The sequence below is a fragment of the uncultured Haliea sp. genome (assembly GCF_963973825.1).
In the GTDB taxonomy this organism is placed as follows: domain Bacteria; phylum Pseudomonadota; class Gammaproteobacteria; order Pseudomonadales; family Halieaceae; genus Haliea.
In genome coordinates, this window is sequence record NZ_CAXBAE010000007.1 from 1 (window position 1) to 15,866 (window position 15,866).

The window sequence follows — 15,866 nt, forward strand, 5'->3', positions numbered from 1 at the left end:
CTGCGCTCCTGAGGCGCAGCGCAAAACCCAACCCGCCCCAGTGGCGGGTTTTTTTTGTGCCCGCGATTTGCTCGCAGGCCCTAGTGTTCCTTATTCGCTGACTAATTCGCCAAGCATGTTGGGAAAGCTCAAACAAATAGCTGCGATGGACTGCCGGATCTGCTCGCCAAAGGCGCTGAATAAAAGTTTATTATCAACAATATCAGGTGCTTATGAATTTCTATGAGTGGTTATTAAAAGTTGGCACTGTTTCTGCTTAAGCTAACACAGGATCGCCAGCACGGCGAAAAACATCGCAACCTGATAACGCACGACGACGTATTCAAGGAGAGTTCTCATGGCCCATATCACAATCAACGACCTGGAAGACAGTCGCGACCTCGACAAGCAAGCCCTCGCAACAGTGACCGGTGGCTGGTACTGGTTGTACCAACCAGCCTACAGCTACTACTACAACCCGTTTGTATCCACGTTGCAATCATCGTGGGCCTCGCGCGGCGCCTCGTTTGATACGCAACACAACAACTTCATCAGCTTCCTGAGATCATGAGTAGGCGAAGGAGGACACCATGTTCAAGAGATCGAGCAATCTGATAGCAGCAGCGGGAATGGTGGCGGCTCTCGCTGCCCAGACGGCTGATGCCGCGATTCCCTGTGCTGACGGCAAGCGCTATTACGATCTTGCCCGCAAGGCTGGCGCGCAACAGGACTTCGAGAAGGCAACAGCGTGGTTGAACAAGTCCGTTGAGGCCTGCGACTCCTATGCCGCTTGGCACCTGATGGGCACCGCCTTCCAGAGGGAACGCAAGTTGGAAGAATCGCTGCATGCCTATGAGCAAGCGGTCGTGCATGCCGCCACCCAAGATGAAGCCGCCGTATCTCTCGCACGTTACGGTCAGGTGCTGGCGCTCAACGGCCAACGCTTCGAAGCTTTGGCCACCCTGGACCGCGCCATTGAACGACACTCTAACCCTCCGTCCTGGATGCGAGAGAACGCCAGGCAGCTTGATCACAGCCTGATCGACACGCCGATCTCAAGCGATTCCATCAAACGCAGCCTGTCCAGCCAGGAGTTTGGATTGCTCTCGACGGATAGCCTGACCTCCAGCGGACTGGCCGGGGGTGATGCGGAGAAGACGCGGGTGCGCATTCCCATCAACTACAAGCTTGACAGTACTGAGATGGATGCGCTGACCAGTGAGAACATCATGGAGCTAGGCAAGGTGTTGGCCAGTGAAAATTTTGATGGGCGTGCCTTTACTCTTGTCGGGCACACCGATGTCCGTGGCAGTTGGGAGCATAATATGAACCTCTCTGAACGTCGCGCGCAGGCTGCCCGCGATGAGTTGGTGCAGAACTTTCCCACCCTGGCTGGCCGCTTGCGCGTGGAAGGCGCGGGAGAGGGGAGGCCAAAATACCGGGGGGAGAGCTTGCCGGAAGCCGATCATCGACTGAATAGACGGTTGGAGGTGCTCGTCGATTGAGGGGTCGGGCCACTACAGCGCAGCCGTCATGACAGACGTTTTACCTGAAATTCCCGGGTATACCATCGAACACCTCCTTGGTGAAGGGGGTATGGCCCGGGTGTATCTGGCCATTCAGCGCGGCTTCGAGCGCCCCGTGGCGCTCAAGATCATCGCACAGGAGCTCGCGGCGAACGAAGAGTTCGGCAAGCGCTTTCTGCGTGAGGCGCGAATTGTTGGCATGTTGTCGCATCCGCACATCGTACCTGTCTACGATGTCGGGGAGCATAAAGGGTTGCTCTATCTGGCAATGGAAATTCTTGCGGAAGGTGACTTGCGCAGCCGGATGGTCGGGCCCATTCAGGAACAGATTGCCCTGAATATTACACGCCAGCTGGCGAGCGCGTTGGGTTATGCGCACAAGAAGGGTTTTATCCACCGGGACGTTAAACCGGACAATGTTCTGTTCCGGGATGCGGACACCGCAGTGCTCACAGACTTTGGTATCGCGCGTGCAGCGGAGGACTCCGAGGACGTCACGCAGATCACCCGGGTGCAATCGGTCATCGGTTCGCCCAAATACATGAGCCCCGAGCAATCTTTGGGTCATAAGCTCGATGCGCGTACAGACATTTACAGTCTTGGCGTTATGCTGTTTCAAATGTTGAGTGGCGATGCACCCTTTAGCGGGCGCAACTTGACCGAGATCGCCATACAGCGGTTCGAGCACAAATTGCCACAGTTGCCGGGGCACTGGCGACATCTGCAGGCCTTGCTCGACCGCATGCTGGCCTATGAGAGGGATCAACGCTTTGCCAGCTGCGAGGATTTACTCATTGCGCTGGACAACCTTCCGACCGGACCGCCTCCCGTCGTTGCCGGTAGCGCCTTCGACGCCACCGCAATCATGGCGGCCCCCGGGGTGAGCCCGCAGGAAAGGAGCGCGCAAGTTTCTATCGCCGAAGGGCCGCGACGGCAGCGTGCTGCCGGGATCGGAGCGCTTGTGCTGCTCTGCCTGTCCGCCGCAGGGGGATGGTATGCACTGCGCGGTGATGAACCGGTGGCGGCCGTACCGGCAGGGGACTCGCCAGTTGCGCTGCAGACGGAGGCGCTTACCAGTACCGCCGCAGAGAGGGAGGAAACGCTGAATTCCGAGGTGGCGGTTCGCGAGCAGAGTGAGCCGGTGGGTCTCGATGCGGCTGCACTGGAGGATGAGGTGGGTAGTGTTGGCGACGGCGCCGGGTCAGAACGCACCCCTGCTTCAGAGCGATCCTCCGCCACGGCATCGACAATGTCTTCCGCGTCCGCATTGAGCCTCATGCTGCCTGAACCCGATGAATTCTTTGCTTTCTACGATGCTGTCAACCTGGGCTTGCTCGGTGCAGAGAAAGAATTTATTGCTGCGTATCCGCGCAGTATCTTTGCCGATATCTTGCGGGTGAAATCGACGGGTGACATGGCCGCAATTGAAGAGTTGCAGCAACAGGCGGCGTCGGGCTCCGCACGAGCCATGTCGGTTTTGGGCGAGCTGTATGACACCGGCTGGGTTGTGGGGAAAGACAAGGAGACCGCGCTGCGTTACGCGGAAAGTGCCGCGAGACAGGGCTCTCCACTGGGTTTGTATCAACAAGCAACGCTACTGCTTGCGTTGGCGCAGACCGATGCACAGCGGCGCGCGGCACTGCGTATCCTCGAGAAATCCGCCGAGCAAGGCTTCTTTCTTTCGCAAACGCTGCTGGCGAATCACCTGTTTGACGGCCGGTTATTGGGTCGTGATATCGATGAAAGCCTCCGCTTGTTTACCCTGGCGGGCGAGCAGGGCGACCGGAATGCGCTATTCAATTTGGGCAGGATCTACGACGCAGGACTTCATTTGAGCGAGCCTGACACAGCGCGTGCTCGGGAATACTTCCTTGCCGCGGCACAGCTCGGCCATCCGCAGGCCCGCAACTACCTGCAGGACCCAATATGAACGACGAAAAGCACTGCTGTGGAAAAAAACAGCCGTACGGCTCGGTATTTTCTACCAGGTTGTACATGCGTCCTATACTTCAACCTGAACAGGCATTACTCGCAATGGGGCCGTATGCAGAACATTAAGCGAATTTTCCGGGGGCGTCGACCGCGTGGTTTCTGTGTGGCGTGTCTACTCGTGTTCACCACAGTGTCAGCCAGCGCAACCGGTGGCGACCTGCGTCAGGCGATGGCACTGAGTGCTGCTGGCGAATTGCGCGCGGCGCTGGCAATGCTTGATCAGGACCAAAACCTGCTGTCCCGACAACTGGAAGGAGCGTTGTCGCCGGGAGAGATTGATGCGCGTCTGCTGCGTATTGACCTCCTTCGCCGGCTCGGCTCACTGGCACGTGCCGATAACGAGCTCACGGCATTACAGGACTATTTCGGGAGCCTGTCCGCTGCCGTGCCGGCACAGGTTGCGCAGGCACAGCGGCAGCGTGCGCTGTTGTACTACCGCGAGGGGGCCACGCGGCAGGCGTCGGCCGCGATTGCGCGAGCACTGGAATGGGAGGGCTCGCTGCCACCCGCGTTGCTTGGCCAATTGCGCAACGACGAGGCACTCATTATGCAGCGTGAGGGCGACCACCGTGCGGCGATCGAGGGCTTTCGGGCTGCAGCGGAACTCGCTCCGGACGACTCTTCTCGCGTAATTTATAGAGTCAACAGCGCGCGCGCCATGCTTGATGACGGGCGTGTAGAGGACGCTCTGGTAACAGCGCGACAAATCGCAGATGCGCTCGACCAGCTGCCGATCGATGCACCGGGTCGCGCGCGCATGGCCTTGGCATCTCTGTACCGCAAGGCGGTGAACGAGTTCGGTGCCGATGCGTCCTACCGTCTGGCGGCCCTGGAGCAGCTGCAGCGAGCGGGAGAAATGCAGGATGTAAAACCACGCACACGCTCTATGCTGAACGGTTACATCGCTGAACTCTACGCTGATGACCGCCAGTACGATGCGGCGGTCATCTATGCCCAGCGGGCACTTCAGTACGCGAACCAGGTGCAGGTAGATGGTCTGGAGTATCGTTGGGAATGGGTGCTGGCTCGCTCCTTTGGCGAATTGGGCAATACCCGGGATTCTCTCGATGCCTACGCCAGAGCTGTCGCATCGCTGCGCACGCTACGCAGTAACCTCGAGTCACTGGATCCGGATACCTTCACAGACGTTGTACAGCCTCTTTACTACAGTTATGCCGATGCGCTCCTGACGCAAAGCGCGATCGAAGCAGAGGCGGATGAGAAGCAGAAACTGCTGCGCGATGCGCGTTTCGCACTGGAGGAGCTGAAGCTGGCGGAGGTGCAGGATTACTTCGATGAACAATGTGTGGGTGACGAGAGCGTGGTGCTCGACCAATTGGCCGGGAATGCGGCGGTTCTGTACCCCGTAGTGCTGGCTACGCGACTGGAACTACTCTTGACGACGGCCAGCGGCATCCACCAGATCACAGTGCCTGTCGAGCGCTCACGCTTGATCGCTCGCATACGTGACTTTCGGCTGAACCTTGAAGTCGACAACGGTACCGATGGGTATCTGGCGCATGGCCGGCAGCTCTATGACTGGCTGATAAAGCCCCTGGTGTCGGTGCTGGAAATGCACGGCATCGCGACGCTGGTGGTAGTTCCGGATGGGGCGTTACGGACAATTCCTCTCGCCGCCCTTCACGATGGCGATAGCTTTCTGGTTGAACACTACGCATTGGCTACCACACCCGGCCTGACTCTGCTGGATCCCAAGCCGTTTTCCGGAGAATCGTATCGCACATTGGCGGGTGGATTGTCGGAGTCTGTGCAGGGGTTTGCTGCCCTCCCCAGCGTTGATCGGGAACTGCGCACGCTGCGCGAAAGTCTCTCCGCGAATGTTCTGCAGAATCAGGCCTTTACCTTGCCCGAGGTCAGGTCGGAGCTTGCCAACGGCGAGTACAGCATCGTGCACTTTGCTACGCATGGACAGTTCGGCAGCAGCTATGATGACTCTTTCCTCCTGACCTATGACGACAAGTTCTTGATTACTGATCTCGGCAGAACGATTCAGTCCCGTGCTGCAGCCAGTGGCACGCTCGAACTGCTGGTGCTGAGTGCCTGTGAAACAGCTGCGGGCGACGATCGTGCGGCACTGGGCCTGGCTGGTGTTGCATTGAAGGCCGGTGCAAGAAGTGCGCTGGCGACATTGTGGGAGGTCGACGACAAGGCAACCGTCGAAGTTGTCAGTGAGTTCTACGCGCAACTCGCGTCAGGCAACGTCTCCAAGGCGCAGGGGCTGCGCGAGGCGCAGGTGAAATTGATCAACGATCCCTCCAATCAACATCCGAGCAAGTGGGCTCCTTTCCTGCTCATCGGGAACTGGTTGTGAACAAGTGCCTGACGGTAGCAGAGGTGCGACTATGAGGAAAATGAACGTGGCCAGAACAGTACGACAATCGCGGTTGATTACGGCGCTGCTCACCGCTCAATGCCTATGGCTATCCAACGCCCAGGGAGCGGCTGTTTTTGATGGCGCCGTTGGTTCCAACATCGAGGGCGCTACCCGCGCCGGTATCTTCGAGATTGGTCAGCCTGACGGCGAAGTGGCCGGGAATAACCTGTTTCACAGTTTCTCCAGTTTCAGTCTCTCCTCCGGTGAGGCGGCGACTTTCACCCACAGCGCGACGAACATACAGCATATCATTGCCAGAGTGACAGGCGTTCAGCCGACAGAAATATCTGGAGCCCTGCAGGTGCGCCGCTCCTCTGGCGGAACTCTGTCACCGACCTCAGCCGCGTTGTGGATGATAAACCCCAATGGCATTTTCATCGGCGATGGAGCCGCCTTTGACCCCCAGAGCACATTCGTATTCTCCACCGCGAATCGGCTGGGTTTTGACAACGGCGACAGTTTTTATTCACACGAAACGACCATAAGCTCGGAGTTGTCGATAGCAAACCCAGCAGGGTTTGGTTTTCTCGACCATCAGGATCTGCCCTCCGCGGTCACGCCACGGGGCATTTTGCTGGCGGTGAGCGACGTTGATGGCACGAACACGCCGCTGTTGCTTTCCAACATGACGCTGGTGGGGACCAGTGCCGATCCGGACTTTGCCGGAGTGACGGTGGCCGGTGATATTTCCGCTGCAGTAGATCCGGGCAGACCGTTGGCACCTGCTGACAGCTCGCAATTCCAGGCCTTCAATCTTGGGCTCGCCGCGCTCGCACCGGGCGGCGCTCTTGCGGTCGATACGTCTGCCGGCTACGCCTTGAGCGCGGCCGAGAATGCCACGCTCGCTGACATAACCATTGAAAACAGCAACCTGCTGTTTTCGGATAATGCTGTAGCCCCGGTTTCCCGTTTTGCACTACTCGCAGATCGGCTGCTGATCCAGAATTCCTTCATCAGCACCTTCCCATTGCTGCAGCCGACGGACTTCTCCCTGCGCGCGCTGTCCAGCATGCAACTGCGCGGCAGTGTGCTGCAAACCGCCACGGCAACGCTGGCGAATGCCGGCACCATCCGCATTGATACGGGCAGCTACCAGCAGATTGGTGGTCTCGTTTCCAGTCGTGTGCTGGACCTCGGTGCGGCAACGGGAAACTCTGGCAACATTATTTTTGGCGGTAGTGCATCGCTGCCCATGGCAGAATTCCTGTTGCAGGGGGGGCAGATTCAAACCAGAAGCATCGGGGCAGGGCGTGCGGGCGATATTGTCGTGCTGGCTACGGGCGACGTGTCGTTGCGAGGCGCGAGGGACAGCAGGGTCTTTATCGCGAGTATCGCCGATGGTTCGGGCGACGCCGGTGACCTGCTCTTGTTTGGCAACCGGATCAGCGCGGAGTTCTCTGATATGTTTTCCAGCGGGTCGAGCTTCGCGGCACCGGGCCTGATCAGCCTGCAGTCCGGTTCGGGAGGTCTCTACCTGCACAACACGTCCTTGCTCGGCGGATTCAACGTGCAGGGCGTGGGCGCCGCCATTGCGTTACTGTCGGAAGGGGATATCGCGCTCACGACGGATACAGAACGCGCGGTTATCAGCACCGGAACCGGGGGCGAACAGGACGGCGGTGCTATTCTCGTTGGGGCCGTGGGTGACCTCACGCTGCGTGGCCAGTTTGATATCAGCAGCAATGTGCTGGGCGCAGAGAGTGCCGACGGATCGGGCGGGGAGATTTCCCTGCAAGGCCGCAGCGTACGGCTGGAGCAGACCCAGGGTGCCGCGAACGCCAGCAGCATCTCCAGTTTCACGGCCACGGCTGGAACAGGCGCAAACGTGTCAATTGTCGCGGAGGACGCGCTCATTGTTAGCGGTGAGCACGCGATAACCAGCTCAACCGTCGGCACAGGGATGGCGGGTGGCGTAGTGTTGCGAGGTGGCGATATCACTGTTTCTGCCCCCAGCCCCACGACGCTTTCTTCCTCTTCGCTTGGCGTGGGAGACGCCGGTCGAGTAGATATACAGGCAGAAGGCGCGTTGTCCCTGTCGGCTGTTGAGGTTGGGAGCATTGCTGCCGATCAGGGCGCAGCCGGCGTGATAAGTGCGACGGGCAGGTCCATCAGCATCGAGAATGCTACCTTCAGTACGGCCACCCGCGCGAACGACGTCAACAGCTCACCCGGTCAGATCACTTTGGACGCCAGTGAAGAGCTGGGAGTTCGCGACAGCTTTCTACAGAGCAGCACCGGTGGCCTCGCGCCGGCGGGCCAGGTACGGATGAGCGCGGGTACGGCGCTTACACTGGAAAATGTTTCCGTACAGTCAGCCAGCACCGGTGACGGGGGTAGTGGCAGCATCCTGGTTTCCAGCGCGGGAAGCGTGAGTATTGATGGCGGAGACACCGAATTACTGACTAACTCGCAAGGCGTCAACGATGCCGGAGACGTGAGTATCGTGGCCGGTGATCTGCTGCGTTTCGACGGCGGCGGATTTGTGCAGACATCGGCCGTGGGCAGCGGTAACGCTGGCACCATTTTACTTTCCGCAGATGAAGTGCAGCTCCGTCGGGCGAGAATTGAGGGTACTTCCGATAATGCAGGTGGTGGCGATATCAATATCTTTGGCCGCGATATCTACCTGGACAGCGACCCGAGTTCTGGGGGTATCGTGTTTATTACCGCCAGCTCTGCTTCGTCCGATGCCGACGGCAATGGCGGTTCGATCACTCTGGGTAATCCCGCCGCACCGGCCGATCTGGTGCTCGTGCGCAATAGCGGGCTCACAGCCAGTGCCAACGCCGGGAACGGTGGCCTCATCAATATCAATGCCGCCTCGTTTCTGCGTGATGCACGGTCGGTATTTCAGGTCACCTCAACATTGGGTGAAGAAGGAAGTCTGGAGATAAATTCACCGGAACAGGACATCAGTGCCGCGGTGACCGAGCTGGATGTCGCGATTCTCGACGCAACCAACCTCATTCAGGACCGCTGTGCGACGAATACGGGCGCTGGTAGCAGTCTGGTCATTACCGGTCACAGCATGGTGCCGGAGACGGATGACGACTACCTGGCGAGCCCATTTGTACCCAGCGGCATGGAACATGGCGATGCCTCCTTACATTTGGATCGAGCGTCCGCTTCTGGCGTGGAGCTTGCACTGACTCGGAATTGGGGATCGGAATGCAATTAGTCGTTACTACTGTGTGCGCGCAGCGGACGGTGAAAAGTGGGCTTCGCCGGGTGCTTTTGGGTGCCGTTTCTGTCGTACTCACTTTCCAGGTGCTTGCGCAGCCGGGGGGTGTAGGATCGGGGCTTGGGCCGAACATTGAGCGGGGGTTCTCCAGCGGTAGCGACGGGTTTGATGAACCGGGTTTTGAGCCGGATTTCGAGCCGAGGTCGAGCGTGCCGACTCCCCAGGTGCTGCCATCGCCTACGCTGCAGGACGACGGGCGTGCAGCGACGACAGTCCTGTCGCCTCTCGCCGTCACGACGATAGAGGTGAAGGGCAATAGCGTTTTTTCAGCAGAAGAGCTGGATGTAATCGTGGAGCCGTTCGAGAACCGGGACTTGTCCTCCGAAAATATTCAGGAATTGCTGCGACGCTTGTCACTGGCGTATTTCAATCGGGGCTATGTTAATTCAGGGGTGGTATTGCCGGAAGGTGACCTCGCGCCGGGGGTGCTGATCTTGCGCGCCATTGAAGGTGAGCTTCAGGAGGTGCAGATCCTTGAGAACGAGCGGCTCTCGCCAGTCTATATCGAATCGCGGTTACGCCGGCATGTCGCAAGTCCGCTCAATCTGGACGACCTCCAGAGCAGCCTTCGCATGCTGGAGCTCAACCCGCTTATTCGCCAAGTGAACGGGGTGTTGGTGCCCGGGCTGACGCAGGGCGCCGCAGACCTGCGCTTGCGTATCCGCGAGGAGAATCCATTGCGTTTGGGCATGTCGCTGGACAATTACCGCTCTCCCAGCGTGGGTGCTGAACGTGCACTGCTGACGCTGGAGCATTTAAACCTGACCAACCGCGCAGACCGGCTTGCGCTGGCGGTAAGCGCAAGCGAGGGTTTGCAGGATGCGTATCTGGCGTATGAACTGCCCCTTAACAGCTGGGATACCCGTCTCAAAGTCGAGTATCAGCAGGGCAAGTCGGAAGTGGTGGAAGCACCCTTTGATGAGCTCGATATTGATAGCGACACCGAGACGTGGGCAGTTTCCGTTAGTCATCCCCTGATCAATAGTGTGGATCGCTACGTTACGCTCATAGCAGGTCTCGGTCACAGTGCCTCGGACACGTCACTGCTGGGCCGGCCGTTTTCGTTTTCCCTGGGCGCTCGCAATGGCGAGATAGCCGCCACCAATGCAAGTATTGGCGGCGAGTGGATTGAACGCGGCGAATTCCAGGTACTGGCCATGCGGGCAACGCTGCGCTACGGCCTCGACCTTTTTGGTGCCACCATGATTCCCGACGGCGCGCCGCGAGTACAATTTGATACGGGTGCGGAAATTCCGGAAAGCGACTTCACTGTGCTGCTCACGCAGGTGCAGTACGCACGCCGCCTTCCCTTTCGCAACAGCCAGATTGTCTTCAGTGGCGTATGGCAGGAAGCATTTGACCCCTTGTTGTCCGTGGAAAAGCTTGCCATCGGCGGTGTGTATTCTGTGCGTGGCTTCCGCGAGAATCAGTTGGTACGGGATAACGGTATCGCCGCCTCTCTGGAGTGGCGTGTTCCCATTTTCGTCAACGACGCCGGTTACAGCCGTTGGAATCTGACCGCGGTTCCATTTGTCGATTATGGCCGCAGCTGGGACGAAGACGATAATTTGTCTACCAGCAGTGCCGCAGTGCTGAGTAGTGTGGGCCTCGGGTTGCGCTGGCAGCCGAAGGAATACCTCAATGCGAGCCTGTACTACGGCAAACGTATTGATGAAGATGACGTCACCACCGCCGGGAGCAACGATCTGCAGGATGATGGCTTTCATTTCGCGGTCGTTTTCCACTGGCCGTTCGATTAGCCAGTTGATGTTGCCGCTGCAGGGGCGCGTGGCGACTTAATCGTGTGCGATCAGGGCCAGTATGGACTGTAGCGCGGTGGTTCGCTCGAGTGCGTATATCAGCCCGACCACGAGCATCACGCTGAAAGTGGTGCCCGTGACTATGCGTAACAGGCTGAGTTTTTTCTTCACGGCTGGGGGCTGCTCCGCCTTCGCGGGGAGTGCCAGTGTCTGGGTGTGGTCTGCCACTTTGGGGTTCATCTGGGTGTCGCCGCCTGCAACTGTCTCTGCCAGGTGCCAGCGGTTGTCTGCGCCATAGCGCATGAACGCCAGCGTTGACTCGGTTGCGAGAGGCAGGCCCATTTTCGGCACACGTATGATGATGCAGCTCGCGTTGTCCTGCCCTCCGCCACCGACCGCAGCTTCAACTAGCGATCTCGCACAGGCCTCTGCGCTTTCTCCGGAAGCGAGAGTGTCGATTAACCTGCGCTCGGAGAGTTCGCCGCTGACCCCGTCGCTGCACAGCATCAGCACACAGGGGGTTTTCAATGAGCCTTCCTTGTATGCGGTAACCGGCGTGCCGCTGCGGCTTCCCAGTGCTTGGCTGATAACGTTCTTCTGCGGGTGATGCTCGATCTCGGCAAAGTCCAGTTGGGCAGTGTCCACCAGGGTCTGCACCAGAGAGTGGTCTTTGCTGAGCAGCTGAAGCTCGCCATCCCAGACATAAGCGCGACTGTCGCCTACCCAGGCGAGCTGCAGGCGAGCCTTATCCAAGGTTACCGCGACAGCGGTAGAGGCAGAGCCGGGAACGCCTTCGCCGCGGGCGGCTGCGCTCAGCACTTCTGCATGCGCCCGATCCATTGCCGCGCTCAGCGAAAGGCCCGCACGCAAACCCGCTTCCAGCGTGTCGCAAACGATGCGACTGGCAACTTCACCGCCGTGCAGGCCACCGACGCCATCGGCTACTGCATACAGCCCCAGGTCGTCACACAGCAGCAGTGCGTCTTCGTTGTGACGCCGGGCGCCTACGTGGCTGAATCCAGCTGTGTCTAATGTGGTCACCGATCCTCTCTCCCGATCTTCCCGAGCCGCTGCCCACTGCCCCTACTGGACTTCTTCATACTCGATCCACTCCTGCTGGTTCATGCTGGGGTCCAGGCGCGGATCGTAGTTGGGGTTGTCACTTCCCAGGTAGCGGTCATTTTGGTTTACCCAGTATTGATTACTGCCGCTTTGGACATTGTAGCGCTCGCCGGTTTCCGGATTGGCAATGACGGTTCGTTCGCCAATGGCGTTGACGGTGCGCTGGTGTCCTGCACTGTTCATCTGGTCGCGGTTCATATAGCCCTGATGGTTGATGTCAGAGATTTCGCTGTAGATTCTCCCCGTATTCGCGGCGGCATTGCCCGCGGCACGTAGTGAGTTCATGCGTGCGGCATGCTGCCTGCTGCTGACCTCTGACCGCTGTCTGTCCTGCTGGTTTCTGAGTGCCAGCCACTGCGGATTGGTCTGCGCGTTGATGAGGCCGTTGATCAGGGCATCCCGTGCCGCCGGGAAATGCTCGTGTGGAGCTTCCAGGTATTGCGACATGAGAATCCAGTACGAGGAGGGCTGGCTATAGGCGATGTTGATGTTGACCACGGAAACGTAAGATATCCCTTGCTTGTCAGTCCACTCCAGTGCATACGATTTGGCGTCAAGTTGCTGCGGCATGGCGCTGTAGTACTGCGAACTGTCGCTTAGAGATTTGCGCGCCAGTTGCGGAAGTTCATAGGTTCTGGTCAGCGTTCTGCCGGTCTGCTGTGCGATTGGCATGAAGAACCGTTGCGTGATCGCTTCTATGGACATGGGGGGCTGATTGCTTGTGCCCTGCATTTGGAACATCTGTGCCATATCCGGATTGTTGGTGAATTGAAAGGTGGCGCCACTGGTAGCGCTGACCCGGATGTTGTTCGGGCCCTCATAGGTAAACTCCCTGTTGTTGCTGAGTTGCGTCCAGTCAGCCGGCAGCGGAATACGGCTGCTGGGCATGCCGGTTTTGGCATCCATCGTCACAAAGTACTTGATAGGCGCCGGTTGTCCCGTACGGTTGTTGTTTGTTGCTTGGCTAGCCTGCAACCCTTTGTTGGCCAACTCATTTATGGGCGTATCGGGCCGGGCGTGAACCGCCTGGCCGGCCGCGCTGCGGACAGGCTGGATCGCAAAGTTGTCAAAGCGATAGCTACCCAGGTGGCCGGCAACAATACCGACGGCGCCACGACCAAGCCTGTCATTGCCCAGACTGGCTTTTTCCTCACCGTTCACCAGCAGCACGATTTCGTTTCCCCGTTCGACAATGCCGAGGGTGACTGTCTCTGTTACCGATGTACTCAGGGAGAAAGCTGTCTTCTCATGGAAACCGCTGCTGTCCATGGCATGCAGGCTTGCCATGCCGTCGCCCCGTACCGTGAAGAGGAAGTAGGACTTCGGGTTCTCCTGAAACCCATAGAGCAACCCTGCCTGCGAGCCCGCTTCGGAGTGCAGCAGCGTGACATCCACAGCTACTTCTCTGCGGCCTTCCTCGGCGGCGTCGGCGTTCACGTAGTAGTAGCGGATGGCGCCAGGCTCCGTCGTGTTGGTCAGCGTGATGGCGCCTTCGGCATTGCGTACACGCCAGCCACCGTCGTCTGTTTCCTGGATGATCGGGGTCAAGGGCCCCATCCCCGCAGTAGCAGGTTTGTCCGAGCAGGCCAGCACAAGGGCGGCGCAGGCGGCAAGGAGGCAGAAGTTCAAACGTCTCATAGTGAATATCCCGGTATTGAATCGGCTATGTCAGGAAGTCATAGCAGAAAAGGTGCCAGCTCTACTGCGATATTGCGGAAAAAAATCCAAGGTTCTGTTTTTCTTTGAAAAAAAACTACCGCTTTTGAGTGCGCGTGCGTTGTAGCGCGCGCTAGGCCCGGCGAAACTGTGTGACTCGTGGAGACTAAATTAAGTACATGTTGTGACCCTCACAACTTTTTGCAAAGCGTGGGCCCTGCGCTTGCCCGGGCGTACCTTGGGTGGGGCGCGCCTCGGCGGTGAGCCCCTGTGGGGAATTCTGCGGCATTCCAAGGCGTGGAGCGTCCAGTATGTCAGGCGCGGGTGTGCAAACAATCCGTGCCGTTTCCGGGAGGAGATGTATACTAAGGTCAGGTGTTGGACTTTTTGTTTGCTAAAGACCTACAAATAAATAAAAAAGTTTGAAATAAAAGAACAATAAGCAGGCAGTTGCCCCCGCTGTTTAGGCACAGGTAGAGCACGTCTGCGATGAGGAGGTGGATTCTCTGTTTAGCCTCGCCAGATTTTATGCGTTTGTGTGTTCGAATCACCGCCCCGAGTGTTTTTTTTCCCAGCATTTAACAGGTTGGCCCGGGTTTTGCTTTCTATTTCTTGGAGGGAGCAAGCCTGAAAGCCATCAGCATGGCCCGATGACGCTTCGCTTTCGCTGGATTTGCTAGGCGCTGGCTGGGCGTGTGAGGGGGGGAAATGATATGCAGCATTTGAGTTTCTACAAGCGGCACCGCAGGTGCGCTCGTGCCGCGGCGGTCAGCCTTGTGGCAGGCTGCCTGATGGCGTGTGCTGCGGGTGGTGGAGGAAGTGGTGAACTAAAACTCCCGGAAATCGAAACACCGGCCCGGTGGTCCACACCAGACGGCGTGAGGACCTCGGCGCGGGAGACTATCCAGCCGCAATGGTGGCACGGATTTTCTGATGCGTACCTCGATGGCCTGGTGGCGGAGAGCATCGATGGCAATTTGGATCTGCGTATTGCCGTGGCTCGGGTAGGTGAGGCGGGTGCAGCGCTGGGGCAGGTCGAAGCGGGGCGTTTGCCCACAGTCTCCGCTGGCGTTGGTGCTACTGTACAAGGTGCGCGCAACCCGATGACCGGGAACATGGAGACTTCCAACAGCTACAGCACCAGCGCCGAACTCGGTTGGGAAATTGATATCTGGGGCAAGTTGGAAAAAGGGGTGAGCGCGCGCAAAGCTGCCTATCAAGCCGGAGAGGCGGACTGGCGCGCCACGTATCTCACGACGGTGTCGCGTGTTGCCACAACTTATTTTCTGATCCGCAGTCTCGACGAGCAAATCGACCTGCAGCAGAGTTCGATTGCCGCCGCTCAGCGCATTTACACGATCTATGAAAATCAGCACCGGGAAGGTGTTGGTTCCAACACCCCGGTGCTGCGGCAAAAGGCGGAGCTGAATACCCTGAAACGCCGCCTTCTTGACCTGCAGCGTGAGCGCGAAATCGCGGAAAATGCGGTGGCGACTTTGCTCGGAAAACCGGCAGGCAGTATCGATGTGCCGGTCGCTCCGTTGCGCGAGACTGTAAAATTAATGGACATCCCGGGTGGGCTGCCGTCAGACCTGCTGGCCCGCAGACCGGATATCGTGGCCGCGCAGTATCGTGTGCTGGAATCGTATGAGTTGGTGGGTGAGGCCGAGTTGGCCCGGCTACCTTCTATAAGTCTTACCGCCAACGCCGGAGGCGGTGGCAACCTCGCGAGTACCTCTCTTTCCGCCCTCGTGAAGTCTCTCACCTTCGGCATAGGGCCCTCGATAAATATCCCGATATTCGATCCCAAACTGAAAGCACAGGTCAAGTCGCGGGAAGCCTCGGCCAGGGTGAGTGAGGAGCAGTACAGGAAGACGGTGATTCTGGCCTTCCAGGAGGTGGAGAATGCGTTGGTGAATCTCGGTAGCCGGCAGCTGCAAAAGCGCGAACTGGAAGAAGAGGTTGAACATCTGCGCGTAGTGGCGCGGCAGACCCGAGCGCAGTTGGAAGTCGGTATCGTGACTCAGCTGGAAGTGCTGGAGTCAGAACGACGTCTGTTGAATTCAAATCAGTCATTGCTGCAGAACCACCAGCAGATTCTTGTCGACACGGTCGATCTGTATAAAGCCATGGGTGGGGGCTGGAGCGATGCCATGCTAACGCTGGGGGAGTCGTGAAAAATCGTAACAATCAGG

General features: G+C 58.5%; 10 protein-coding genes. 8 read left to right on the forward strand and 2 right to left on the reverse strand.

Translation table 11 applies throughout. The annotated features are described in order from the left end of the window. The 7 genes from AACZ17_RS09650 to AACZ17_RS09680 all read left to right on the forward strand — a co-directional run. The coding region (locus tag AACZ17_RS09650; protein WP_339638217.1) for a hypothetical protein at window positions 1-226 on the forward strand (226 nt) is incomplete at its 5' end. A gap of 111 nt (window positions 227-337) precedes the next feature. Beyond that, window positions 338-550 (forward strand): hypothetical protein, encoded by a 213-nt coding sequence (locus tag AACZ17_RS09655; protein WP_290742556.1) that lies wholly within the window; start codon window positions 338-340, stop codon window positions 548-550. Window positions 551-569: 19 nt separating this feature from the next. Beyond that, complete coding sequence (locus AACZ17_RS09660; protein ID WP_290742554.1) at window positions 570-1,484, forward strand: OmpA family protein; 915 nt, start codon at window positions 570-572, stop codon at window positions 1,482-1,484. Window positions 1,485-1,512: 28 nt separating this feature from the next. After that, window positions 1,513-3,435, forward strand: a complete 1,923-nt coding sequence (locus tag AACZ17_RS09665; protein ID WP_290742550.1) for a serine/threonine-protein kinase — start codon at window positions 1,513-1,515, stop codon at window positions 3,433-3,435. Window positions 3,436-3,615: 180 nt separating this feature from the next. Further along, window positions 3,616-5,829 (forward strand): CHAT domain-containing protein, encoded by a 2,214-nt coding sequence (locus tag AACZ17_RS09670; RefSeq protein WP_290742547.1) that lies wholly within the window; start codon window positions 3,616-3,618, stop codon window positions 5,827-5,829. Between the two features lie 31 nt (window positions 5,830-5,860). Then, entirely contained in the window at window positions 5,861-9,070 is a 3,210-nt protein-coding gene (locus tag AACZ17_RS09675) for a filamentous hemagglutinin N-terminal domain-containing protein (RefSeq protein WP_339638221.1), read from the forward strand. Then, the gene (locus AACZ17_RS09680; RefSeq protein WP_290742541.1) at window positions 9,061-10,893 is read left to right on the forward strand and encodes a ShlB/FhaC/HecB family hemolysin secretion/activation protein; all 1,833 of its coding nucleotides are present in this window, start codon (window positions 9,061-9,063) and stop codon (window positions 10,891-10,893) included. Before AACZ17_RS09675 ends, AACZ17_RS09680 begins: the two co-directional genes overlap by 10 nt. Window positions 10,894-10,929: 36 nt before the next feature. On the opposite strand, the gene AACZ17_RS09685 is transcribed toward AACZ17_RS09680, so the two are convergent. Both AACZ17_RS09685 and AACZ17_RS09690 read right to left on the reverse strand, forming a co-directional pair. Further along, window positions 10,930-11,934 carry a protein phosphatase 2C domain-containing protein gene (locus AACZ17_RS09685; protein ID WP_290742538.1) on the reverse strand — a complete coding sequence of 335 codons (1,005 nt, stop codon included), beginning with the start codon at window positions 11,932-11,934 and terminating at the stop codon, window positions 10,930-10,932. 42 nt (window positions 11,935-11,976) lie between these two features. Beyond that, window positions 11,977-13,653, reverse strand: coding sequence for a hypothetical protein (locus AACZ17_RS09690; RefSeq protein WP_290742535.1), 1,677 nt, complete (start codon window positions 13,651-13,653; stop codon window positions 11,977-11,979). A 731-nt stretch (window positions 13,654-14,384) separates the two neighbouring features. Between AACZ17_RS09690 and AACZ17_RS09695 the strand changes: the two genes are divergently transcribed. Continuing rightward, entirely contained in the window at window positions 14,385-15,848 is a 1,464-nt protein-coding gene (locus AACZ17_RS09695; protein WP_290742532.1) for a TolC family protein, read from the forward strand. Window positions 15,849-15,866: the final 18 nt, after the last annotated feature.